Genomic DNA, 22,772 nt, shown 5'->3' on the forward strand with positions numbered 1-22,772 from the left:
CCCCGAAGGCCGGTCAGTACCAGTGGTGCGACGACCACCAGGCCCACGCGCCGCACGGGTCCTTGTAGCGGGCCTTGATGTAGTTGAGGCCCCACGCGATCTGGGTGGGGGAGCTGGTGCGCCAGTCCTTGCCCGCGCTCGCCAGCTTCGAGCCCGGGAGCGCCTGCGGGATGCCGTACGCGCCGCTGGACGGGTTGACGGCGCGCTCGTTCCAGCCGCTCTCGTGCTCCCACAGCGTCTTCAGCGACGACCAGCATCCGCCCCAGCCCTTGAGCGCGCTCATCTTGCGGCCGTACTTCTGGTTCTGGGCCGCGCTCGGGTTGGACTTGGCGAGCCGTTCGCGCTCCCGCTGCTCCTTCAGCTTGGCGCGGGCCTTGGCGTCGCGCTTGGCCTTCTCCTTCAGCTCCTTGAGCTGGCGCTGGTGCTGCTCGTAGGCGCGCTGCTTGGCCGCCGCGACGGAGTCGGCCGCGATCGGGTCCATGTCGGACGAGCGCATCATCGCCAGCATGTCGTTCGCCGACAGGTCGCCGTTCGCCGCGGCCTTCGGCTTGGCGTCCTCACCGCCGAACATGCCGTCCACGTCGACGAGCATGACGCCGGCCGCCAGCGCGCAGACGGCGGCCACGGTGATGGTCGCGTTGTGGGTCAGGGCCCGCCACGTGCGCCGCCGCTTCGAGAGCCGCGGCCGCCCGCCGCCCTCGCGCCTCCTGCGCCGCCCGCCGCCGGACGAGCCGTCGCCCCCGCCCCGGGACCGGTCGTACCGCCCCCGCGGGCTCCGCCCGAAGAGTGCTCCGGGGACCGGCGTGGCTGTGGAACGGTGGTGCGCCTGCGCGTGCCGTGGCTCTGTGGCATAGGAGTAGATTGCCTTATCGCCAGTGAGAAGTCGTCGTCGGTGACCAGGTACGCAGGCGGTGTCACACACGGTTCAACGCGAAGGACGTCGCGGCGGAGGCCGCGCGAAGACCGGCCGGACGGGCCTCGGAACGCGTCGGAGAACGCGTCAGAGTTCGAGGTCCCCGGCGGCGAGGCGCGGCGCCTGCAACGCCTCGAACAGCTCGCGGTGCATCTCGCCGCCGAACGCCGCGAACGCACCGTCGGGCGATTCGAGCGCGTCGTTCACCGCTCCGGCCCGCTCCCGCCCCGCCTCGGTGATCGTGACGAGCGTCGCGCGCCGGTCGTTCGGGTGCCGGGTCCTGGTGACCAGGCCGGCCGCCTTGAGCTGGTCGACGGTCAGCTTCACCGACGTCGGGTGCAGCATCAGGAACCGGCTGAGCGTGCTCAGCCGCGCGCCGCCGCTGCTCGTCAGCGCGAGGGTGGTCAGCAGGAAGTAGCCGGTGCGGGCCAGGCCGAGCTTCTTCAGCTCGGCGTCCAGGGCCTTGTTGAGGAGCTGGTGCAGCCTGCCGACCGAGCACATCGCCATGAACGGCCACGGCCCGCCGGGCAGTCCCTGCCCCTCCCACCGCTCCTGGATGCCGGTGACCAGTGGGTCTACGCGTCGTTGCGCCTCTGTTCGCACCGACCGATCGTAGCTTCGGACAAATCAACATGTAAGTACTCGCTTCTTAGAGCTTCTTCCCATAGAGTGCTCCAGATCACAGGTGGTACCGGTGTGTTCGCGTGAACTCGTCCGGGCCTCGTGTGGTCCCGGGCTCCGGGCGGGACCACGGTGACGCGACGCGCGGTCGCGCCGCCGGCGGAACGGCCGGGACCGGAGTATCGGATGGGCGCCGACGTCCGAGAAAGAAGGAGGCTGGAATGACCCTTCACCCCACCCCCGAGGGGGAGGTCTCCGGCTGATGGCCTTGAGCCTGACCAAGGCACCGGATCTGGCGAGGAGGCGCGTCTCGCGCGCCCTCGACGAGACCGGGCTGCTCTGCGTCACCCTGCTCGAAGGGCTGCGACGCACCTGGGACCTGCGCCAATGGTGGGGCGAGTTCATCGAGCAGTGCTGGTTCCTCGCCCGCGTGACCAGCATCCCCGTCATGCTGATCGCCGTGCCGCTGGGCGCGACCATCTCGTTGCAGGTCGGTGACATCGCGCGCCAGCTCGGCGCGCAGTCCGGAACGGGCGCGCTGCTCGTCGCCGCGATGATCCAGCAGGTCGCGCCGCTCGCCGCGGCGCTGCTGGTGTCCGGCGTCGGCGGCTCGGCCATGACCTCCGACATGGGAGCCCGCAACATCCGCGACGAACTCGCGGCGATGGAGGTCATGGGCATCAACCCGATCCACCGCCTGGTCACCCCCAGGCTGTGGGCGGCGAGCACGGTCTCGATGCTGCTGTGCTCCGTGGTGATCCTCGCGGGCGTCCTCGGCGGCTACTACTTCAACGTCATCCAGCAGGGAGTCAGCCCCGGCGCGTTCTTCGACGGCGCCACCACTCTGCTCCAGTTCTCGGACCTGGTGATCACGCTGTTCAAGGCGTGGATCTTCGGCTTCGTCGCCGCGGCCGTCGCCTGCTACATGGGGATGAACTGCGACTACGGGCCGGTGGGCGTGGGCCGCGCGGTCAACAAGGCGGTGGTGGTCACCTCGATCGTGGTGTTCGCCATCAACTACACGCTCCAGATGATCTACCAGGTCCTGTTCCCCCGAGGTCGTTCTGATGGTCGCCATTTCCCCCGTACGCAAGATCGGCCGGGCGGTGACGAGCCGTACCGCGGGCCTGGCCGCCGCGGCCAACCTGCCGATCTTCCTCGGCCGGGTGCTGTACCACCTGTTCTTCGACATCATCCTGCGCCGCAAGTACGGCAAGACGCTCGCCAAGCAGGTCAGCGACATCACCGTCGGCGTCGGCGCGCTCGTCATCGGCGGCGGCATGATCTTCGTCATCGCCACGATGTCGCTCGCCACCGGCGCGATGGTCGGGCTCCAGGGCTACCCCGGGCTGGAGCGGATCGGCGCCGAGGCGTTCACCGGGCTGGTCGCGAGCTACTCCAACGTCCGCGAGGTCACCCCGATCATCGCGGGCGTCGCGCTGGTCGCGCAGGTCGGCACCGGCTTCACCGCCGAGATCGGCGCGATGCGGATCTCCGAGGAGATCGACGCGCTGGAGGTCATGGGCATCAACTCCCTGGCCTACCTGGTCTGCACCCGCGTCGCCGCCGGCGTCATCGCGCTCGTGCCGCTCTACCTGGTGTCGCTGTTCATGGCGTTCTTCGCGACGCGGTTCATCTCGATCCAGTACTACGGCCTGTCGCCCGGCATCTACGACTACTACTTCCACCTGTACCTGCCGCCGATCGACGTGTTCTACAGCGTGATCAAGGTGGCGGTCTTCGCGTTCATCGTCATGTTCGTCCACTGCTACCGCGGCTACTACGCGGCGGGCGGGCCGGTCGGCGTCGGCGTCGCCGCGGGCCGCGCGATCCGCGAGTCCACGATCCTGATGATCCTGATGAACCTGGTCCTGTCCTACATCTTCTGGGGCCACGGCAGCACGGTGAGGCTGACCGGATGAGCGAAGAGACCCTCTCCAGCCGCTCGCGCACGATCTTCGGCGTCGTCGGGGCCGGGGTGATCGCGGCGGCCGCCACGTTCGTGGCGGTCGGCTCCACCCCCTCGCACGCGGGCTCGACCTACTACACCGCGTCGTTCGGCCGGGCCGGGCAGGGCCTGGACCCCGGCAAGTCGGACGTCAAGATCCGCGGCATCACCGTCGGCGGCATCGACACCGTCAAGCTGCGGCGCGACGGCAGGGTCAGCGTCCGGATGCGGGTCGACAAGGGCGTGCGGATCCCCGCGACGACGAGCGCGACGATCGAGCCGGTGTCGGTGTTCGGCCCGAAGGACATGGCGCTGGACCTCGGTCCCGGCGAGCTGCACGGCCCCTACCTCCCCGACGGCGGGACGGTCGCCAAGACCAAGGACCCGAGGAGCTGTCCGACACCGCCTGGCCCACCTACAAGCTGACCCAGGCGATCAACCCGGACGAGCTCGCGACGGTCCTGCACACGTTCTCCGCCGGGCTGTCCGGGCAGGGCCCCGCGCTGCGCCGCGTGTTCGACAACGGCGCCAAGATCATCGACGCGACGCACAAGGACCGCGCGATCCTCCAGGGCCTGGTGAACGACCTCACCGGCCTGTCGGGCACCCTCGCCGCCAAGGGCGAGACCTGGACCCGCTTCACCGGCGACTTCAACCGGCTCGCCCCCGCGATCAACGAGCGGCCCGACAAGGTCGAGCAGATCCTCGACGGGTCCGCGGAGCTGACCGACCGGGTCGGCACCACGCTGCAAGGGCACGGCGCCAACCTCGGCCGGGTCGTCGACAACGTCGGCGGCATCGTCAACGTGACGGCCCGGCAGCGGCGCAACATCCCCGTCCTCCTCGACAGCCTGAACGGATTCTTCGCCCTGCTCTCCCAGATCATCCGCGTTCCGGGCCCGAGGGCTCGATGCTGGCGCAGGCGGTCGACACGCTGCCGCTGGACATCTGCCAGACCCTCATCGACGTCTGCCCGGCCAAGCCGAAGAAGACGGCCTTCGACCAGAAGGCCGACCCCAACGCCGGCGGCGCCAGGACGGCCGGCAACACGGTGGTCCGGCCATGAGCCCGCGGATGCGCAAATCCGCGCGCGGGCCGCAGTACGGCACGACGCTGAAGTTCGTCGCGTTCGTCATCGTGACCGGGGTGCTGACGTTCTTCATCGGTCAGCAGATCCTCGGCACGAGCTTCAACGACCGCTACAAGCTCACCGCGACGTTCGACGACGTGACGGGCCTGCTGACCGGCGACCAGGTGAAGGTCGCCGGGACGCCGGTCGGGCAGGTCAAGTCGATCAAGGTGAAGCGGGGCAAGGCCGTGGTGGGGATGGAGGTCGACAAGGGCGTGCGGATGCCCGACGACTCGACCGCCTCGATCCGCTGGCGCAACGTGATGGGCCAGCGGATCGTCTACCTGGAGCCCGGCCGCAGCCCCGGAAGGCTCGGGAACGGGTCGCGCGTCCCGCACACCCGGTCGGTCGTGGACCTCGGCGACGTGGTCAACAGCCTCGGCCCGCTGACCCGCAACCTCGACCCGAACCAGCTCAACAAGATCCTGTTCTCGTTCTCCCAGGCGCTGGACGGCAACGAGCAGAACATCGGCCTGATGGTGCAGAACTTCGACGGGCTGCTCCAGACGTTCGCGACCCGCAAGAAGACCATCCAGGGAATGATCAAGAACTACGAGACGGTCGTGGGCGTGGTCGCCAAGCGCGACCGGCAGATCGCGGCCAGCGTCGACAACCTGGAGTCGCTGGCCAGGGTCTTCGCCAACAACCACAAGCTCCTTGAGGACGCCGTCGTGCAGGTGTCGGGCGTGACCACCAACCTCAACCAGGTGCTCGGCGGCCAGGACGCGCAGCTCGCCCGGATCATCGACAACCTCGGCAAGTTCAGCGACACGTTCCGGCTGAACGTCGACCAGCTCGAGAAGATGGTGCAGAACCTCCCGCTCACCCTCCGGCAGCTCTTCGCCGCCGGGAACGGCGGCCACTACCTGCGCACCAACGCCCTGTGCCTGAACATCGTGCAGGGCCCGTGCCCGTTCCCGATGCAGCTTCCGAAGGCGCCCGGGACGACCGGCCCCTCCAAGGCCGACCTCACCAAGCTCAAGGCGATGCTTCAGGGAGGCCAGTGATGGGAGCCGACGTGAGGGAGGCGGCCGGGCCATGGCGCTGAAATCCCTGCGGGACGTCAACCACAAGATCGTCGCGATCGTGACGCTGGCCGTGCTCGGCGCGGGCTGCGTGTTCGCGTTCGCCGTCGGGCAGCTCCACCTGTTCGACAGCGGCTACACCATGAGCGGGGAGTTCACCGACACCGCCGGGGTCAAGAAGGGCCAGGACGTACGGGTCGCGGGCGTCAAGGCGGGCCGGATCACCTCGGTGGAGCCCGACTTCAAGCACGGCCGCGTCATCATCAGCTGGCACGTCAACGCGGGCATCGACCTCGGCCCCGGCACCCGCGCCGAGATCCAGACGGCGACGCTGCTCGGCGGGCGCTACCTGCGGCTGTCCGGGCCCGTCGCCAAGCCGTACATGGCGAACGTGCCCGAGCCGCGGCGGCGGATCCCGCTCGCGCGCACCAGCGTCCCGTTCACCGTGCCGGAGGCGCTGGAGGGCGCGCAGAACATCGTCGGCAAGCTCGACCAGAAGAGCGTCGACAAGCTGCTCACCGAGGTCACCAAGATCAAGTCGCCGAGCGCGGCGCAGCTGCGCCGGATCCTGGAGAACGTCCAGGCGCTCTCGCGCACGCTGAACGACTCCTACCCCGAGATCGAGAAGCTGATCGAGGGCAGCAAGACCATCACCGGCACCCTCGCCGCCAAGGACGAGAAGCTGAAGCAGATCATCTCCTCCAGCCAGGTGCTGCTGAACACCCTGGTCCAGCGGCGCAACGAGCTGGCCTCCACGATCGGGCAGGGCAGCCGGACCGTCCGCACGCTGTCCAACACGATCTCCCGCAACCAGAAGCAGCTGAACACGCTGCTGGACAACCTGCACCTGCTGACCACCCGGCTCGCGCCCAACATGGACGCGCTCAACACCGACTTCTCGCTGCTCGGCCCGACCTTCACCCAGGTCGCCAACCTCAAGGGCAACGGGCCGTGGGTCGAGGGCCTGCTCACCGGGCTCGGCCCGCTCCAGCCGGCCGGCCCGATCTCCACCCGCCGGCCACCGAAACAGGGAGGAGGCAACTGATGCGACCGCTCTGGAACCGGCGGGCCATCGGCCTCTGCCTCGCGCTGACCGCCGCCCTGCTCGTCTCCGCCGGCGGCTGCTCGCTCGGCGGCACGGGCGGCGGCGACCGGACCATGGTCGTCTACCTGACCAAGGCCCGCTCGTTCTACAAGGACTCCAAGGTCAAGGTGATGGGCTCGGACGTCGGCCTGGTGGACGACGTCGAGACCCAGGGCGACCGGATCAAGGTCACGTTCCACATCAAGGGCGACGTCCCGCTCCCGCGCGGCGTGCAGGCGTCGATCGTCCCGCTGAACCTCGTCGGCGAGCGCAACCTCGTGCTGCACCCCGCGTGGCGGCCCGGCGAGGCGAAGGAGACCTCCGACCAGATCCCGATCGAGCGCACCCACGTCCCGGTCGAGGTGGACGACGCGCTCAGCTCGTTCACCAACCTCGCCAACGCGCTCGACCCGACCAAGATGCAGACCGCGCTCGGCAACGCCGCCGCCACGTTCAAGGGCAACGGCAAGGACTTCAACGCGACGCTGGAGCAGAGCTCCCGCCTGGTGGAGAACGTCGCCGGGCAGGACAAGGAGCTGATCCAGGTCGCGCGGAACCTCAGCCGCCTCGCCGGGGTGGTGCGGGGCCGCGAGGAGGTCCTCGGCACGATGATCCGCGACTTCGGCGAGGCCACCCGGGTCCTGTCGTCCGAGCGCGGCGAGCTCCAGGACCTGGTCAACGGCATCCTCGACCTGTCCAGGAACGGCGACAAGCTCCTCCAGAAGTACAAGGGGCAGCTCCCGTACGACCTGGCGGTGATCGGCCGCGTCGCGCTGGTGCTGAAGGGCAACTCCAAGTCGCTCGCGCAGCTCCTCCAGGCGCTGCCCGGCATCAGCGACGCGCTCGTCGGCGGCTACAACCCGAAGAACAAGTCGCTCCAGATCCGGTTCGCGACCGACGCGTTCCTGCGAACCTGGCTCAAGGGCCTGATGAACGACGACAACGTCGGCTGCCCGCTGCCGAAGCCCAACTCCAACTGCCCGTTCCAGCAGAACGGAGGCCACTGATGGGCCGCAAGGCGCTGGTGCTCGTGGTGGCCCTGGTCCTGTCGGTCTCGGGCTGCTCGTACAAGACGATGGGCGCGCCGGGCGGCGGGGTCACGCTCACCGCCACGTTCGACGACGCGCAGGGCCTGGTCGCCGGGCACAGCGTGAAGATGTCCGACCTCACGATCGGCAGCGTCAAGAAGGTGGAGCTGGACGGCTACCGCGCCAAGGCCACCCTGTCGATCAAGAAGGAGTACCGGATCCCGCAGGGCACCCGGGCGGAGATCAAGGTGACCTCGCTGCTCGGCGAGAACTATGTGGACCTGCTGATGCCGCCGGGCGGCAGCATGGACCGCGGGCCGTACCTGGCGAACCGGGCGGCGATCGCCGACACCAGCGTCCAGCCGGCGTTCGAGCAGGTCATCGGGCAGACCGGGCCGCTGCTCAAGGCGCTGGCCGGGGACGACATCGCGACCGTCGTCAACGCCGGCGCGACCGCGCTGGACGGCAACGGCAAGAAGCTCAACACCGCCATCGCCAAGACCAACGACCTGCTGAAGATCTTCGCCGACCAGCGCGGCGAGCTGGGCCGGGCGGTCGACAACTTCGCCACGCTCGGCCGGTCGCTGGCCAAGGGCGGCGACGAGCTCGACGAGGCGCCCGTCCAGCTCCAGCGCACCACGCAGGTGCTCAACGACAACAAGAACAAGATCCTCAAGACCGTCGAGCGGCTCACCCGGATGGCGGCCGAGCTGAACGACAAGGTGCTGGAGGGGCGGATCACCCGGTTCCGCAACCTGCTGCGCGACCTCGACCCGGTCCTCGCGCAGCTCGGCGGCAACCGCAAGCGCCTCACCGACCTGGTGAACGGCCTGGTCAAGTTCGAGGACAAGCTGCCGAGGGCGAGCTACGACGGCCAGCTGCTGCTCTACCCGATCCTGCGGGTCGTGTGGCCGGACGGGACGCCGCTGATCCCCGGGCTCGGCGGCAACAACCCGAAGGCGGGCAAGGGCGGTAAGAACGCCAGGGGCCAGGGCGGCGGGCAGGGCGGCGGAGCGGCGCCCGAGGGGCCGCGGCTGCCGAAGGACCTGCGCGGCGCGCTGCCGGACCTCGACAAGTTCTGGGAGCGGCAGCGATGAGCAGGCGCCTGACGATCAACCTGGCGGTGTTCGCCGCCCTCGCCGTGATCATGGTGGTGTGGGCGTTCAACAACGTCGTCCGGTTCGACTTCATCGACCGGCCGTACCACATCACGGTCGAGTTCGAGTCCTCGCCCGGCCTGCACCCCGGCTTCGAGGTCGACTACCTCGGGCTGCGCGTCGGCAAGATCGACTCGGTGAAGCTGGTCGGCAAGAAGGTCGTGGTCCGGCTCGACATGGAGAAGGGCGTCAAGGTGCCGCAGGGCGTCACCGCCGCCGCCGCGCGCAAGTCCGCGGTCGGCGAGCCCGTCGTCGAGCTGACGCCCGCCCCGGGCAAGGGCGGCGCGCCGCCGCTGCGCGCGAACGCGGTCATCCCGGTCGAGCAGACCAAGGTCCCGCCGAAGTACGGCGACCTGTTCGGCGCGGTCATCCAGACGCTGAAGGCCATCAAGCCGGAGGACGCCCGCACGCTCACCCACGAGCTCGCCGAGGGCTGGGCCGGCCGCGAGGACTCGCTGCGCCAGATCATCAATGGCGGCGACCAGCTCACCACCACGTTCGCCGACAACACCGAGCTCCTCGACGGGCTCACCAAGGACCTCGGCAAGATCACCAACGTGCTGAACCGCAACCGCGGGCAGCTCGGCGCGGGGATCGACAACCTCGCCGCCCTCACCGGCGCGCTCGCGCAGGTGCGCGGCCAGATCGCCGAGCTGCGCGACAACGGCCCCGACCTGCTGAGCACGGTCAACAAGCTGCTGGACGAGACGGGCCCCGACTTCGAGTGCACTGTTGACCAGCTCGGTACGCTCGGTTTCAGCCGGTACAACCCCGACTACCTGTCGGACCTGAGCGACACCCTCGCGAAGGCTCCGCAATTGAAGGTCGTGCTCGACAACGTGATCGGGCGGGACCAGGGCCAGCCGGTCCTCAACGTGGTCTTCCTGGTCACCCTCAAGAAGCTCGCGACGGTGGAGTACAAGTACCCGATGCCGCAGCCCGCGGTGAACAAGGTCCCGACCTGCGAGGGCGGCCGTACCCCGGCGCTCACCAAGCAGAAGCCGTACAAGGCGAAGGACCCCGGCGCGACCATCCCGACGCACGACCCGTCCTACAAGAACATGCAGGCGGAGAACGCCGCGAACAAGGCCGACCAGGACTCTTCTGGCGGACCGCCGCTTTGGCTAGTGTACGTTCCCCCGGTCATCGCGCTGCTGGTGCTGGTCAGGGTCATGCTGCGCTCGGTTCCCGTGATGTCCCGCCTGTCCCGGCTGCGGCGCGGCAGGGACTGACCCCAACCCCCGAGGAGTACCTGAAGTGACTGCCAAGACCACCAAGGGCACCGAGGACGCCGCGGAGACCGACGTCGCCGATGCGGACGCCCCCTCGGCCGCGGAGGTCGAGGCGCCGGGCGCGAAGGCCGTCGCCGACGAGACCGGCGAGACCGGCAAGCCCGACGAGGTCGGCGAGGAGCGGGAGGCGGCGGCCGGGCCGGCGGCGCGGCCCGCCAAGCGCAAGCGGCGGGTCCGGGTCATCGAGGTCATCGACGACGAGGACCTCGACGAGGTGCTGGAGGCGATCGACGCCGAGGACGACGACGAGGAGGCCGCCCGTCCGGCCAAGCCGTCCAAGCCCGCCGCGCCGAAGCCCGCGGCCAAGCGCACCGTCGAACGCATCGACCCGCCCGCCGAGGACGACGGGGACGCCGCCGCGGCAGGCTCCAAGGGGTACGGCGCGATCCGCGAGGAGATCGCCGCAGAGAAGGCCGCCAAGGACGGCGTGCCCAGGACGACCGTGTTCGGCCTCGGCGTCGTTCCGGCGGTCGTTGTGGTGGTGCTCGTCGCGCTGCTGGCGAGCCTCGCGATCTGGCAGTGGACGAGCGCGAGCGACAAGGCCGCCAAGGAGGCCGAGCGCAAGAAGATCGTCGAGGTCGCCACAGGCTACGGCGACACCGCGCTGTCCTACAACGCCTCCAACTACCAGTCGCAGATGGAGAAGGCCCAGAAGTACATGGGCGGCGACCTGCTGGAGAGCTACAAGCAGTCCACGCTCCCGAACCTCGGCAACACGTTCAAGAGCAACCCGCAGCTCGCGCTGTCGTCCAAGACCGGCCAGGTCTTCGTGGGATCGGTCGACGGCAAGTTCGCCACCGCCGTGGTCATGGCCGACATCGGGGTGACCAGCAAGGACGGCACCAACACCGAGCCGTCCACGCTGATCAGGCTGGCCCTGGCCAAGATCGACGGCAAGTGGAAGGTCACCAAGATCTACGCGTCCGGGCAGAACGACTCGACCCCGGCGGGCGGCACCGGCCAGAACGGGCTCCCCGGCACCGGCGGCACGCCGAGCGGCCAGCCGTCCAGCGGCAAGTCGGAGAAGCCGAAGAACTGACCCTTCCGAGGCCCCGTCCCGTGATCGACGCGCCCCGCACGCCGGAAGCCGTGCGGGGCGCGACGCGTTGAACGAGGATGGGGGCGAGGGGACGGGGGACATGGACACGACGACGGGAGCGCGCTCCCAGGGACTCGCCGAGGTCCCGGACACGGCCGTGCTGCGGGAGTTCGGCGACCTGCTGGTGACGGCCGGGCTGCTGGAACGGATCGCGGCGCGCGAGCTGGAGCGCCGGGTCGGCCTCCGGCACGCGGCGTTCGAGGTGCTGCTCCGGCTGTCGGACGCGGGCGACGACCGCCCGCGGTCGATGGGCCGCCTCGCCGAGGAGCTGATCCTGACCAGCGGCGGGATGACCCGGCTGATCGACCGGATGGAGGCGGCGGGGCTCGTCCGGCGGCAGGCCGCCGAGGGCGACCGGCGGCGCCAGATGGTGGGCCTCACCGCGGAGGGCCGCCGCAAGCTCGACGAGGGGCGGCGCGTGCACTCCGAGACGCTGCGCGCCCACTTCGCCGCGCCCCTCACGTCCGCGCAGCGCACCGCCCTTGCGGACGCCCTGGCGTCCCTCCGAGCCCACGCCAAAGAAGAACTCGGCACCCTCCGCTGACCCACGCCCGCGCGCTGGGCGCGCGGGCGGGGTCGCCGGGGCGCGGCGCGCTCCGGTGCGAGGCGGGGCGCGCCGCGGGCTCGGGGGCGGGTCAGAGGTAGCGGGCGGCGTTGGCCTCGGCCGGGGCGTCCTCGCCCGTCACGCCGTTCGGGCCCTTCGGGACGCCGTTGTCGATCTCGGCGGGGCAGTTGATCGTGACGCGGTGCATCTTGCGGCGCTGGGTGTAGTCGGCGACCGCGTAGTGCTGCGTCGGACGGTTGTCCCAGAACGCCAGCGTGCCGACCCGCCACTTCAGCCGGACCTGGAACTGCGGGTCGCGGACGGCGTCGAACAGCAGCGGCAGGATCGCCTCGTTCTCGCGGCGGGACAGGCCGATGAGGCGGGTGACCGAGGACCGGTTGACGTAGAGGGCCTTGCGGCCGGTCTCCGGGTGGACGCGGACGACGGGGTGGGTGACCGGGGGGTTCTTGTCCTGCATGGCGCGCAGGTCCATGTGGTGGCCCTTGTCGATGGCCTTGGTGACCGACATGGTCAGGTCGTGCTCGGCGTACAGCTCGTCGCAGAGCCGCTGGAGCCAGGGCGCGAGCGAGTCGTAGGCCATGTACATGTTGGCCCAGAGGGTGTCGCCGCCGACCTCGGGCAGGATGACCGCGCGCAGCAGCGACCCCATCGGGGGCGTGGTCATGAACGTGTTGTCGCTGTGCCACTGGTCCCCGCCCTCGCCCTGGGGGTCGGTCTGGTCCAGGACGTGGACGGGGCTGCCCGAGGTGTCCATCGGCGGCAGGTTGGCGGTGCCGAACTGCTTGGCGAACGCCACGTGCTCCTCGTCGCTGATGTGCTGGTCGCGGAAGAACAGGACCATGTGCTTCAGCAGCCCGTCGCGGATCTGCTGGGTCTGCTCGGCGTCGAGGGGCTTGCCGAGATCGACGCCGCTGACCTCGGCGCCGATGTTCCGGGTCATGGGGTGGAATTCGATCATGTCCTGGGCCTCCCTCGGGGTGGGTGTCCGCTCGGTCGTCCACGCTCGCACGCTCAGCCAAGCAATCGCTAGGTTGATGGTAACCGATGCGGACGGACACCTGTCCAGAGGGCGGGCCGCCGGAACGTCCCGCCGGCTCAGCGGGAGTAGTGCTCGACCACGAGCTGCTCGTCGCAGATCACCGGGATCTCGCGCCGTTCGGGCAGCCGGGCGAGCCGCGCGGCGAGGGCGTCGGCGCGCACCTCCAGGTAGGGCGGCACCTGCTCGGCGTGCCCGCCGGCCGCGGCGACCTGGAACGGGACCATCGAACGGCTCCGCTCGGCGATCGTGATCACGTCGCCGGGCACCAGCCGGTAGGACGGGCGGTCGACGCGGCGGCCGTTGACCAGCACGTGCCGGTGCACGACGAACTGCCGCGCCTGGTAGATCGTGCGCGCGAAGCCGGAGCGCAGCACCAGCGCGTCGAGGCGGCGCTCCAGATCGACGATCAGCGCCTCGCCGGTCTTGCCCTCGATCTTCGACGCCTTCGCGAACGCGTTGCGGAGCTGGGCCTCGCGGATGTTGTACTGCGCGCGCAGCCGCTGCTTCTCGCGCAGCCGGACCTTGTAGTCGGTCTCCTGCTTGCGGGCGCGGCCGTGCACGCCCGGCGGGTAGGGACGGGCCTCGAAGTACTTGACGCTCTTCGGGGTCAGCGGGATGCCGAGCGCCCGGGAGAGCCGGACCTTCGGACGGGGGTTGTTCAACGTGTGCCTCCAGTGGTTAGGTAAGCCTTACTTAGGTAACCCTAACTTAGTGGGTCAAGGGGAGGGCGCGGTGGACGAGACCGAGAACGCGGCGACGGAGACCGGGGTCCCGGCGGGGCGGCGGGTGGCGGGCGGGCCCGCCGGTGCGGGGGCTCCGGGGGCGGCGGCGGTCGTGGTGCCGACGGCCGCCGAACGGGCGCGCACCCTCGCCTACGGCGTGTCGGGCGCGGTCCTCGTGACGCCCGGCCATCCGGACGACCACGAGCTGTGCGTGCCCGCGCACGCCACAGACCGCAACGGCCGGCCGCTGCTGCTCATTCCCGCGTCCTCGCAGGTCGTGGCCGCCCTCTCGGTCGAGGCGGACGTGCCCGCGGTGCTGCGGATCGCCGACGTCGCCCCGGTGCCGCTGCCCGACCGGGTCCGCGGGCGGGCATGGCTGCACGGCTGGGTCACCGAGATCCCCGCGGAGGAACGGCGCGCGGCGGCGCTGCGGCTGTCCCGCCTCCACCCGCGCCCCGAACTGCTCGGCTTCGGCGGCGCGTCCGCCGACACCGAATGGGCGCTGCTCGCACTGGAGGTCGCGCAGGTCGAGATCGACGACGCCTGGGGGAGCGCCACGATCGAGCCGGAGGAGTACGCCGCCGCGGAGCCCGACCCGTTCGTGGCGGTAGAGGGCGGTATTCTCTCCCATCTCGACTCGCGCCACCGTGGGGAACTGACGGGCCTGCTGCCCTGGACGGGCCCGGAGGGCGGCTGCCCGGCGGGACGCGAGGACGGGTGCGGCGACGGCGCGCAGGCGCCCTCCCCGACGGTGCGGCCGCTGTCGCTCGACCGCTACGGGATGTGGCTGCGCTGCTTGGACGCGGAGGCGGACGGGTCCGAGCCGTTCGACCTGCGGCTCGCGTTCGCCGAGCCTGTCAGTGATCTCCACGGTCTGCGCCGCGTCTACCGGAGGCTGTTCGCCGCGGGCGGCACGTGGTCTCCGCCACCCGCACCCCACCGGTAACGACCGGTTTCAGGGTTGATGGCAGTGGTCTCCCGGATGTCCATGATGCCCGTTCTGGGACATGCTCGGGTCTCCGGTCGTGGGCCGCTCCGTTCTCCGCCCGTCTACGGCCCGCCCGCAGGGTCTCCCTCGCGGGGTGGGCGATCCCTGCGGCGGATCCGCGGACGAGCGTCAGGGACGCGGCGGCCCGGCCGGGCCGGTGGTCCGGTGCTGCGAGCACGACGACGGGGGGCGCGGTCCGGGCCACTGGCGGAAATTGGACCTGTCCCGCGGCGCCGCCCCGGCAGCACGCTGGGAGCATGACCGAACACCACTGGGAGACCCGCGCCGTCCACCCGCCCGTGATCGGGCCCGACGCCAGCCGCCCGCTCGGCGTCCCCATCTACCAGGGCCACCTGTTCGCCTTCGACGACGCCGCGGCGATGGCCGAGGCGTTCGAGGGCCCGGACGGCGCGTTCATCTACGGCCGGATGGGCAACCCGACCGTCCGCTCCCTCGAACGCGCCGTCGCCGACCTGGAGGGCGGGGCGGGCGCGCTCGCCGCCGCGTCCGGGATGGGCGCGATCACCACCGTCCTGACGGCGCTGCTGAGGTCCGGCGACCACGTGATCGCCCAGTCGTCCCTGTACGGGGGCACGCACGGGCTGCTGCACGACCTCGCCGACCGGTGGGGCGTCGCGGTGACCCACGTGCCCGGGGACGACCCCGACGCCGTCCGCGCGGCGCTGCGCCCGGAGACCAGGGTGCTGTACCTGGAGACGATCGCCAACCCGTCCACGCACGTGGCCGACGTGTCCGCGCTCGCCGGGGCGGTGCGCGGGACCGGCGTGCTCACCGTCGTGGACAACACGTTCACGCCCGTCCTGTGCCGGCCGCTCCTCCAGGGCGCGGACGTCTCGGTCCACTCGGTCACCAAGTACCTCGGCGGGCACGCCGACGTCGTGGGCGGCGCCGCGGCGTTCGCCGACCCGGACGTGCACCGGCGGGTCTGGCGGCACGGGCTCGACGTCGGCGCGACCGCCGCGCCGCACTCGGCCTGGCTCGTCCTGCGCGGCATGGCGACGCTCGCGATGCGGATCGAACGGCAGAGCCGCACGACCCTCGACCTCGCTCGGCGGCTGGAGGCCCACCCCGCCGTCGCCTCGGTCGCCTACCCCGGGCTGCCCGGCCACCCGCAGCACGTCCTCGCGACCCGGGCCCTGGACGGCGGGTACGGCGCCGTGCTGTCGTTCGAGCCCGCCGGGGGACGGGACGCGGGCCGCGCGTTCATCGAGTCCGTACGGCTCGCGTCCCTCGCCACCTCGCTCGGCGACGTCTCCACGCTCGTCATGCACCCCGCCAGCACCTCGCACCGCCGGCTCGACGCGGCCGGCCTCGCCGCCGCGGGCATCGGCGAGGCCACGGTCAGGATCGCCCCCGGCCTGGAGCACCCCGACGACCTCTGGAACGACATCGAGCAGGCCCTCGCCAAAGCCGCCCCCTGACCGTCCCCGCGCGCCGAGCCCGCGCCCGGACGGGCCGCGGGAGCCCGCGCGGCTACAGGTAGAACCCGGTGGCCTCGGACGCGTCGTCGCGCCGCTCAGCGCGCTTCTCGCCGTTGCGCAGGGCCACCAGGTCGGCCAGCGTCGCGCCCTCCGGACCGAACGCGGGGACCTCGACGCCCGGGGCGGACGCGGCCAGCCACGCCTGCGACTCGGCGCGGCTGAGCCGCCCCACCTCGATCTGCGCCAGGCAGCGCCCGGGGCGGACGACCGCCGGGTGCAGGCGCGCCAGGTCCTCGTTGGTGGTGATCGCGACGAGGACGTCCCGGCCCTGCCCGAGCATCCCGTCGGTGAGGTTGAGCAGCCGCGACAGGCCCTGCCCGGTCGACTGCTTGGCCTCGCCGCGGATCAGCTCGTCGCAGTCCTCCAGGATGAGCAGCCGCCAGCGGCGGTTCTCCTCCTCGTCGTCGTCCTCGCCGACCGCGACCTCCATCAGGTAGCTGGTCGCGCCGAACAGCGCCTCGGGGTCGAGCACGCAGTCGGCCACGCACCACTTGCCCCACGCGCGCGCCAGGGCCCGCAGCGCGGTCGTCTTGCCGGTGCCCGGAGGGCCGTGCAGCAGCAGGAGCCGGCCCGAGACGTCGTCGCGGGTCATCTTCATGACCTCGTCGAACGCCTCGGCCACCCGCGCGGTGTAGTTGCCGCGGATCGTCTCCCACGGGTCGGCGGAGATCGCCCGCTCGGTGCGGACGGGCCCGCGGGAGCCGAGGTGCCAGAACCCCATCTCGACGTTCTCGCTGGTCTTCGGCGGCTCGGTCGCGTCGCGGACGCACTCGGCGAGGACCGACTCGGCCAGCTCGTCGGTGACGGCCGACACCGCGACGTACGCGCTGCCGTGCTTCCACCGGTTGGTCAGCACCGTCCAGCCGTCGCCCTCGGCGAGCGTCGACTCCTTGCCCTCCTCGCGCGCGACGCGCAGGACCCGCGCGTCGTCCGGGCGCAGCGGCGCGGACGGCTTGACGTGGTCGAGCCGCGCCGACCGCGACCACGGCTGCTCGCCGGACGCGAACCGCCGCAGCGACAGCACGTCCATCACGTCGGCCGGGGAGTTGGCGTCGTTCAGGTTGAGGATGACGGGCAGCGTCAGGCCGGCCCCGGGATCGTCGTCGGTCTCCCGTGGCTCGACCAGATGCAGGATCTCCTGCGGCTCCTTCCGCGACACCGTCATGGCAACGATGATCCGCGCGCGCGACTACGGCCGTCCACCCAATTACCCGGCGTTCAGCCCGCGTCCGGACGGGACTCGCGCCGGGCCTTGCGGTCCTCGGCCTCCCGGCGGTCGAGCTCGGCGGCCTCCTCGGGCGTCGGGGCCGTACCGCCGAGGTAGGCGGGCTGCCACCACGTCTCGCCCTTCGCCGGGACGTCGGGGTACTCGCGCTGCGCCTTCTCCAGCAGCTCGGACATGCGCGAGTGCAGCTCCTCGGTCACCTTGTCGTAGTCGTCGCCGCGCTTCGGGTGCATCGGCTCGCCGATGAGGATCGTCACGGGGACGTTGCGCTGGAGCAGCCGCTTCTTGCGGCCCTTGGTCCACATCCGCTGCGGGCCCCAGATCGCGACCGGGACGAGCGGGACCTTCGACGCGACGGCCATCCGCACCGCGCCGCTCTTGATCTCCTTGACGGTGAACGAGCGGCTGATCGTCGCCTCGGCGAAGACACCGATGATCTCGCCGCCCTTGAGGGCGTTCAGCGCCGCCTTGTACGACGCGGCGCCGGCGTCGCGGTCGACGGGGATGTGGTGCATGCCGCGCATCAGCGGACCGGCGATCCGGTTGTCGAAGATCTCCTTCTTCGCCATGAAGCGCACGAGGCGGCCCGCGGGGTGGGCGGCGAGCCCGGCGAAGATGAAGTCCAGGTAGCTGACGTGGTTGGAGACGAGCACCGCGCCGCCGGTGCCGGGGATGTTCTCGGTCCCCTCCAGACGGAACTTCAGGTTCAGCGCCTTGAACAGCCCCAGAGCCGTCTTGATCACCGGTGGATACACGATATCGGACATGGATGCACCGTACTTGAGGCTGCGATGATCAGCGAGGGGACCCGTCAGTAAGGCGGACCCGTCGATGGATCGCACAGCGGGCCGGAACTCTGAGAAGGTTGGGTTGTGACGTGATCGGGTGAAGGGGGATGAGCATGGAACCGTTGGACGCGGCGGCGGACGTGCACGCGCTCATCCGCGACGTGCTGCCCGTGGTGGCGCCCACCGCCTGGTTCGACTCCGGGACGTCGGAGGTGGTGCTGCCGGTCGGGCGGTCCGAGGCGCGGGCGTCCACGTGGACGGTGCTGGAGCGCTGCGCGCGCGAGCCGCGCGGGGCCTGGCCGCGCCTGGTCCGCGAGTGGGTCCGCGAGGTCGGCGACCGCGCGTTCCTCGCGGTCGGCGAGATGGAGCTGTTCGGCGACGTGCGCGAGCTGCTGCGGCTGCGCATCGTGCCGAAGCTCGCGCCGCGCGACCGCGAGGGCCTGGTGGTGGTGCCCGCCGGCGACCACTTCGACGCGATGGTGATGATCGAGCACCCGAGGTACGGGGGCCCGCTGACCAAGGCCCGCGCCGGGCTGCTCGGGCTGCGCAAGCTCGGCTACGTGATGACCAACACCCACGACCGCGAGCTCGCCGACGTCGCCGTCCGCGACCAGCCGCTGCTGCCCGGCCGCGACGTGCGGGTGGTGACCAAGCCCGGCAGCCGCTACGTGTCGGCGCTGCTGAGCGAGGTCGACCAGTTCCTGCCCGGCCCGAACGAGCACGGCGCGCTCGTCGGGGTGCCGTCCCACAGCACGCTGCTGCTCTACCCGATCACGACCGCGCCCGCCGTCCGCGAGGTGCTGCCCGTCTTCGCCGACGTGGTGCGCGAGATGCACGCCGCGGCCGACGACCCGTGCGCGCCCGGCGTCTACTGGAGCCACGGGGAGCGCCGCCTGACCCCCCTCGCCCCCGGCGAGGAGTCGGAGGGCTCGGCGGAGTTCGCGTCCCTCCTGGCCCGCCTCCCCGAAGCCTGACCGGAGCGCCCCGCGGAGGCCAGGTGCCCACCTCAGCCCGCGCGGGCCTCAGCCGTCGCGCGAGTGCGTTAACTGTCCGGGCGAGGCGAGGCCGAAGGCGAGCCTCGCCCGGACAGATCGCGAAGCGATGCAGCACTCGCAAAGCAACGGTCAGGGAGCGAGCCCCTGGGCGAGCGGACCGGGCCGGGGCTTGATCAAGGCAGCTTCCAGTCCACCGGGCTGCCGCCCTGGCGTTCCAGGAGCTGGTTGGCGCGGCTGAACGGGCGCGAGCCGAAGAAGCCGTAGCTCGCCGCCCTCGGGCTCGGGTGCGACGACTCGACGCACGGGACGTTGCCGAGGAGCGGCTTGAGGTTGCGGGCGTTGCGGCCCCACAGGATGGCGACCAGGGGGCGGCCGCGGGCGGCGAGCGCGCGCATGGCCTGCTCGGTGACCTCTTCCCAGCCCTTGCCCTCGTGCGAGTTGGGCCTGCCGGGCCGTACGGTCAGCGACCTGTTGAGCAGGCAGACGCCCTGGTCCGTCCACGGGGAGAGGTCGCCGGTGGAGGGGCTGGGGAGGCCGAGGTCGTCGCTCAGCTCCTGGAAGATGTTGACCAGGCTGGCGGGCAGCGGGCGGACGTCCGGCGCGACCGAGAAGCTGAGCCCGACCGCGTGGCCGGGCGTCGGGTAGGGGTCCTGCCCGACGATCAGCACCCGCACCTCGTCGAACGGCTGGGTGAACGCCCGCAGGATGTGGTCGCCCGCCGGGAGGTAGCGGCGGCCGGCGTTGACCTCGGCGCGCAGGAACTCGCCCATGGCGGCGATCCGATCCGCCACCGGGGCCAGGGCGGTCGCCCATCCCGCCTCGACGATCTCCGAGAGTGGTCGTCCCGTCATGGCGCACCACCCTAACGTCGTGATCATGGCGGCGTTCGCGGAACGCGGTCTTGATCACGTTCTGTGAGGTTCTCTGACCACATCGGGACGGAAGAACGCGGGAAGTTTCCCACCGTTCCGGCGTAGTGCAGATGAATGGGATGAAACGTCCCGTTAAGTCGGCGTTACTTCCTGACAGCACTCATTGACCAACGGCGCTCGACTGCATAACTCCTAGGGGGTAGGCAGGCGCAGGACGAGCGGACGGGATGCAGCATGAGCCAGTTGACCACCGTGGACGCCACCTTCCTCAACGCGGAGACCGGGACCGTCCATCCGCACATCGCCGGACTCGGCGTCGTGGACGCCGCGGCGTGCCCCGGCGGCGGGCTGACCGTGGAGATGATGGCGGGCCTGGTCCGGGAGCGGGCCCACCTCGCGGCCAAGCCCCTGCGCCGCAGGCTCGCCCAGGTGCCGCTCCGGCTCGACCGCCCGTACTGGGAGGACGATCCGGACTTCGATCCCGAACGGCACATCAGGGAGATCGGCCTCCCCGCGCCCGGCGGCGACCGGCAGCTCGCCGACGCCGTCGCGATGCTGCACGAGACGCCGCTCGACCGCTCCCGCCCGCTCTGGGAGATGGTCCTGATCCAGGGCCTGGAGGGCGGCCGGACCGGCGTGTACGTCAAGGCCCACCACGCCGCGATCGACGGCGTGATGGCCGCCGAGACGCTCGGCGCGCTGCTCGACCTGTCGCCCGAGCCGCGCGAGCTCCCGGCCGACGACGGTGAGCCCGCCCGCGCGCCCGGCCCGTTCAGCATGGTCGGCACGAGCCTGCTCAAGGCCGCCGCCCATCCGCTGCGCACCGCCCTGTCGGTCGCGCGCACGGCCCCGTACCTCGACGAGATCCCGGGCGTCGCGGCGCTGCCGGGCGTCGGGCTCGTCTCGCAGGTCGTGCACGGCGCGCTGCGCCGCGAGGAGGTGCCGAGGGCGCCGCGCGTCGCGGCGCCGCCCACGCCGTTCAACCTGCCGGTCGGGCGGCGGCGGGCGGTCGCGTTCGGGGAGGTGCCGCTCGCCGAGGTCAAGCAGATCCGCGCGGCCCTCGGCGGCAGCGTCAACGACGTCGTGATGGCCCTGTGCGCGACCGCGCTGCGCGGCTGGCTCGACAAGCGCGGCGAGCTGCCGGACGGGCCGCTCGTCGCGGGCGTCCCGGTCTCGCTGCGCAAGAACGGAGTGGAGGACGAGGGCGGCAACCAGGTCTCGCTGATGACCGCGCCGCTCGCCACCCACCTCGCCGACCCGGCCGAGCGCTACGCCGCCGTCCGCGCCGACCTGGACCTCGCCAAGCGGCGGTTCGCCGCCTCGTCGGGGAGCTGGGTGCGGGAGCTGAGCGGCCTGCTCCCGGCGGCGATCGCGGGGCCGGTGACCCGGCTCGCGATGCAGGCGCCGCTCCGCCCGTTCAACCTGATCGTCTCGAACGTGCCGGGCCCGCAGTTCCCGCTCTACCTGTGCGGCGCGAAGGTGCTCGGCTACTACCCGATCTCGGTCGTCTCCGACCTCACGGGCGGGCTCAACATCACCGTGTTCTCCTACGACGGGACGGTGGACGTCGGCGTCGTCGCCTGCCGCGACCTGATCCCCAACCCGTCCGAGATCATCGACCACCTCGCCGACGCCGTGGACGAGCTCAAGGCCCTCAGCCGCGGCTGACCCCGCCGGGCCGCGCCCCGCGCCGCGCCGTCAGCCGGCGCGGACGCCGAGCGCCCGCCGGTGCCGCCAGGCCAGGTCCAGCGCGGCGGCGCCGGCGGGCTGCACGGGCTCGGGGACCGTTCCGTCGAACGCGGCCAGGCTGACGAGGCCCTCCGCGTTCTCCGCGACGAGGCGTTCGCCGAAGAAGGTGTCGAACGCCTCGTCGCGGAACACGGCCACGGTGAGCAGGTCGACGGCCAGCGTCAGCGGGTCCACGCCGAGGCCCAGGCAGTGCACGCGCACGCGGCCGTCGCGGCGCGCCGCGGTGAGGGCCCGGTGGAACGGCCAGGACTCCTGGTCGAAACCGTCGCCGTAGTCCTCGCCCGTCCCGAGCAGCTCCTCGCTGTACTCGCGGACCATGCAGCGCCACGGGTCGAGGTCGCCGGGCCCGCCGGAGAGCGGCTGGAACATCCCGACCGGCATCACCTGGAAGAGGCCGCCCGCGTGGGCGACCTTCGCCGGGTCCCGCCAGTGCCGGACGTACCGGCCGGACTCCGTGACGGTCAGCGTCGTGATCGCGAGGAGCGCGGCGCGGCGGGACAGGTCGCACGGGTCGCCGATCCGCGTCCGGAGCGGGAGCCCGTCCGTTCCGGCGGCCAGCTCGTGCGCGACGGCCTCCCCGACGTTCACGCCGTCGAAGTAGCGCGCCGGACCCAGCCGCAGCACCGCCCCCGTGTTCGGGCCCGAGGGGGCGGGGAGGGCGGCGTGGAGGAGGCGGTACGACGGGCGGTCCTCGAAGACGGCCGGGGGCGCGAGCGCGGCCATGGCCTCGGCGTACGTGCGGTGGCCGGGCGGCAGGCCGTCCTTCGGGTCGGCCACGGCGGGCGGCGGCGGCGCCGGGTCCCACTCCACCCGTACGGACTCCAGCGGAACGGGCGCGTCCGGGAGCCAGCCGGGCGCGGTCAGCAGCTCCGTCGCGCCGGCGCGCGGGACGCCGGGGTAGAGGCCGGCGGCCCTGAGGCCGAGGCCGTGGCGCTCCTCGCGGAGCCGCGCGCGCACCCGCTCCCACACGGCCCCCACCCTAGAACGTCACCTAAAGTGTTTATTCGTGCATACCCCCCAAAGACCCCAGG

At 71.6% G+C, this 22,772-nt stretch carries 22 protein-coding genes and 2 pseudogenes; 16 read left to right on the forward strand and 8 right to left on the reverse strand.

Going from position 1 to position 22,772, the window contains the following annotated elements:
- Positions 1-13: 13 nt before the first annotated feature.
- Together GEV43_RS50780 and GEV43_RS22320 are read right to left on the reverse strand one after the other, a co-directional pair.
- Complete coding sequence (locus GEV43_RS50780) at positions 14-625, reverse strand: lytic transglycosylase domain-containing protein (protein ID WP_160822338.1); 612 nt, start codon at positions 623-625, stop codon at positions 14-16.
- Between the two features lie 375 nt (positions 626-1,000).
- On the reverse strand, positions 1,001-1,516 hold the full coding sequence (locus GEV43_RS22320) for a MarR family transcriptional regulator (protein ID WP_309239773.1): 516 nt from the start codon (positions 1,514-1,516) through the stop codon (positions 1,001-1,003).
- A gap of 466 nt (positions 1,517-1,982) precedes the next feature.
- Here GEV43_RS22320 and GEV43_RS22325 point away from each other — a divergent pair.
- The 12 genes and pseudogenes from GEV43_RS22325 to GEV43_RS22370 form a co-directional block, all read left to right on the forward strand.
- Positions 1,983-2,507 (forward strand): annotated as a pseudogene (locus tag GEV43_RS22325) (ABC transporter permease); the annotation flags it as partial.
- A gap of 94 nt (positions 2,508-2,601) precedes the next feature.
- Positions 2,602-3,456 (forward strand): ABC transporter permease, encoded by an 855-nt coding sequence (locus GEV43_RS22330; protein ID WP_160822339.1) that lies wholly within the window; start codon positions 2,602-2,604, stop codon positions 3,454-3,456.
- On the forward strand, positions 3,453-3,908 hold the full coding sequence (locus tag GEV43_RS50785) for an MlaD family protein (RefSeq protein WP_241683747.1): 456 nt from the start codon (positions 3,453-3,455) through the stop codon (positions 3,906-3,908). Before GEV43_RS22330 ends, GEV43_RS50785 begins: the two co-directional genes overlap by 4 nt.
- 35 nt (positions 3,909-3,943) lie before the next feature.
- A pseudogene (locus GEV43_RS50790) lies at positions 3,944-4,282 on the forward strand (virulence factor Mce family protein); the annotation flags it as partial.
- A 110-nt stretch (positions 4,283-4,392) separates the two neighbouring features.
- Positions 4,393-4,548, forward strand: a complete 156-nt coding sequence (locus GEV43_RS50795; RefSeq protein WP_241683006.1) for a hypothetical protein — start codon at positions 4,393-4,395, stop codon at positions 4,546-4,548.
- An 8-nt stretch (positions 4,549-4,556) separates the two neighbouring features.
- Positions 4,557-5,618 carry an MCE family protein gene (locus GEV43_RS22340; RefSeq protein ID WP_241683007.1) on the forward strand — a complete coding sequence of 354 codons (1,062 nt, stop codon included), beginning with the start codon at positions 4,557-4,559 and terminating at the stop codon, positions 5,616-5,618.
- A 31-nt stretch (positions 5,619-5,649) separates the two neighbouring features.
- Entirely contained in the window at positions 5,650-6,681 is a 1,032-nt protein-coding gene (locus tag GEV43_RS22345; protein WP_160822341.1) for an MCE family protein, read from the forward strand.
- Complete coding sequence (locus tag GEV43_RS22350; protein WP_160822342.1) at positions 6,681-7,727, forward strand: MCE family protein; 1,047 nt, start codon at positions 6,681-6,683, stop codon at positions 7,725-7,727. Before GEV43_RS22345 ends, GEV43_RS22350 begins: the two co-directional genes overlap by 1 nt.
- On the forward strand, positions 7,727-8,845 hold the full coding sequence (locus tag GEV43_RS22355) for an MCE family protein (RefSeq protein WP_160822343.1): 1,119 nt from the start codon (positions 7,727-7,729) through the stop codon (positions 8,843-8,845). Before GEV43_RS22350 ends, GEV43_RS22355 begins: the two co-directional genes overlap by 1 nt.
- Positions 8,842-10,137, forward strand: a complete 1,296-nt coding sequence (locus GEV43_RS22360) for an MCE family protein (protein ID WP_160822344.1) — start codon at positions 8,842-8,844, stop codon at positions 10,135-10,137. The genes GEV43_RS22355 and GEV43_RS22360 overlap by 4 nt, the downstream gene beginning before the upstream one ends.
- A gap of 25 nt (positions 10,138-10,162) precedes the next feature.
- On the forward strand, positions 10,163-11,236 hold the full coding sequence (locus GEV43_RS22365; protein WP_160822345.1) for a hypothetical protein: 1,074 nt from the start codon (positions 10,163-10,165) through the stop codon (positions 11,234-11,236).
- A 100-nt stretch (positions 11,237-11,336) separates the two neighbouring features.
- Positions 11,337-11,840 (forward strand): MarR family winged helix-turn-helix transcriptional regulator, encoded by a 504-nt coding sequence (locus GEV43_RS22370; RefSeq protein ID WP_160822346.1) that lies wholly within the window; start codon positions 11,337-11,339, stop codon positions 11,838-11,840.
- A gap of 91 nt (positions 11,841-11,931) precedes the next feature.
- Here GEV43_RS22370 and GEV43_RS22375 read toward each other — a convergent pair whose 3' ends face one another.
- On the reverse strand, positions 11,932-12,819 hold the full coding sequence (locus tag GEV43_RS22375; RefSeq protein WP_160822347.1) for a TauD/TfdA family dioxygenase: 888 nt from the start codon (positions 12,817-12,819) through the stop codon (positions 11,932-11,934).
- Between the two features lie 137 nt (positions 12,820-12,956).
- Positions 12,957-13,562, reverse strand: coding sequence for a 30S ribosomal protein S4 (gene rpsD, locus GEV43_RS22380; RefSeq protein WP_160822348.1), 606 nt, complete (start codon positions 13,560-13,562; stop codon positions 12,957-12,959).
- A gap of 70 nt (positions 13,563-13,632) precedes the next feature.
- Here rpsD and GEV43_RS22385 point away from each other — a divergent pair, with 70 nt between their 5' ends.
- Entirely contained in the window at positions 13,633-14,568 is a 936-nt protein-coding gene (locus GEV43_RS22385) for a DUF2470 domain-containing protein (protein ID WP_175250114.1), read from the forward strand.
- 299 nt (positions 14,569-14,867) lie between these two features.
- On the forward strand, positions 14,868-16,052 hold the full coding sequence (locus GEV43_RS22390; protein WP_160822349.1) for a PLP-dependent aspartate aminotransferase family protein: 1,185 nt from the start codon (positions 14,868-14,870) through the stop codon (positions 16,050-16,052).
- Between the two features lie 52 nt (positions 16,053-16,104).
- On the opposite strand, the gene GEV43_RS22395 is transcribed toward GEV43_RS22390, so the two are convergent.
- A complete protein-coding gene (locus tag GEV43_RS22395; protein ID WP_160822350.1) occupies positions 16,105-17,277 on the reverse strand; it encodes a DUF5925 domain-containing protein in 1,173 nt (390 codons plus the stop codon).
- A 53-nt stretch (positions 17,278-17,330) separates the two neighbouring features.
- Positions 17,331-18,104 carry a 1-acyl-sn-glycerol-3-phosphate acyltransferase gene (locus GEV43_RS22400; RefSeq protein WP_160822351.1) on the reverse strand — a complete coding sequence of 258 codons (774 nt, stop codon included), beginning with the start codon at positions 18,102-18,104 and terminating at the stop codon, positions 17,331-17,333.
- Between the two features lie 134 nt (positions 18,105-18,238).
- Here GEV43_RS22400 and GEV43_RS22405 point away from each other — a divergent pair, with 134 nt between their 5' ends.
- The gene (locus GEV43_RS22405; RefSeq protein ID WP_241683008.1) at positions 18,239-19,099 is read left to right on the forward strand and encodes a hypothetical protein; all 861 of its coding nucleotides are present in this window, start codon (positions 18,239-18,241) and stop codon (positions 19,097-19,099) included.
- A gap of 194 nt (positions 19,100-19,293) precedes the next feature.
- Here the strand turns inward: GEV43_RS22405 and GEV43_RS22410 are convergent, their stop codons facing one another.
- The gene (locus GEV43_RS22410; RefSeq protein ID WP_160822353.1) at positions 19,294-19,971 is read right to left on the reverse strand and encodes a uracil-DNA glycosylase; all 678 of its coding nucleotides are present in this window, start codon (positions 19,969-19,971) and stop codon (positions 19,294-19,296) included.
- Between the two features lie 255 nt (positions 19,972-20,226).
- Here GEV43_RS22410 and GEV43_RS22415 point away from each other — a divergent pair, with 255 nt between their 5' ends.
- Positions 20,227-21,660: a wax ester/triacylglycerol synthase family O-acyltransferase gene (locus tag GEV43_RS22415; protein WP_160822354.1), complete on the forward strand. Its 1,434-nt coding sequence runs from the start codon at positions 20,227-20,229 to the stop codon at positions 21,658-21,660.
- A gap of 30 nt (positions 21,661-21,690) precedes the next feature.
- On the opposite strand, the gene GEV43_RS22420 is transcribed toward GEV43_RS22415, so the two are convergent.
- Positions 21,691-22,710, reverse strand: a complete 1,020-nt coding sequence (locus tag GEV43_RS22420) for a transcriptional regulator (protein WP_175250115.1) — start codon at positions 22,708-22,710, stop codon at positions 21,691-21,693.
- Positions 22,711-22,772: the final 62 nt, after the last annotated feature.

The organism is Actinomadura sp. J1-007 (assembly GCF_009793335.1).
Classification (GTDB): Bacteria; Actinomycetota; Actinomycetes; order Streptosporangiales; family Streptosporangiaceae; genus Spirillospora; species Spirillospora yumaensis.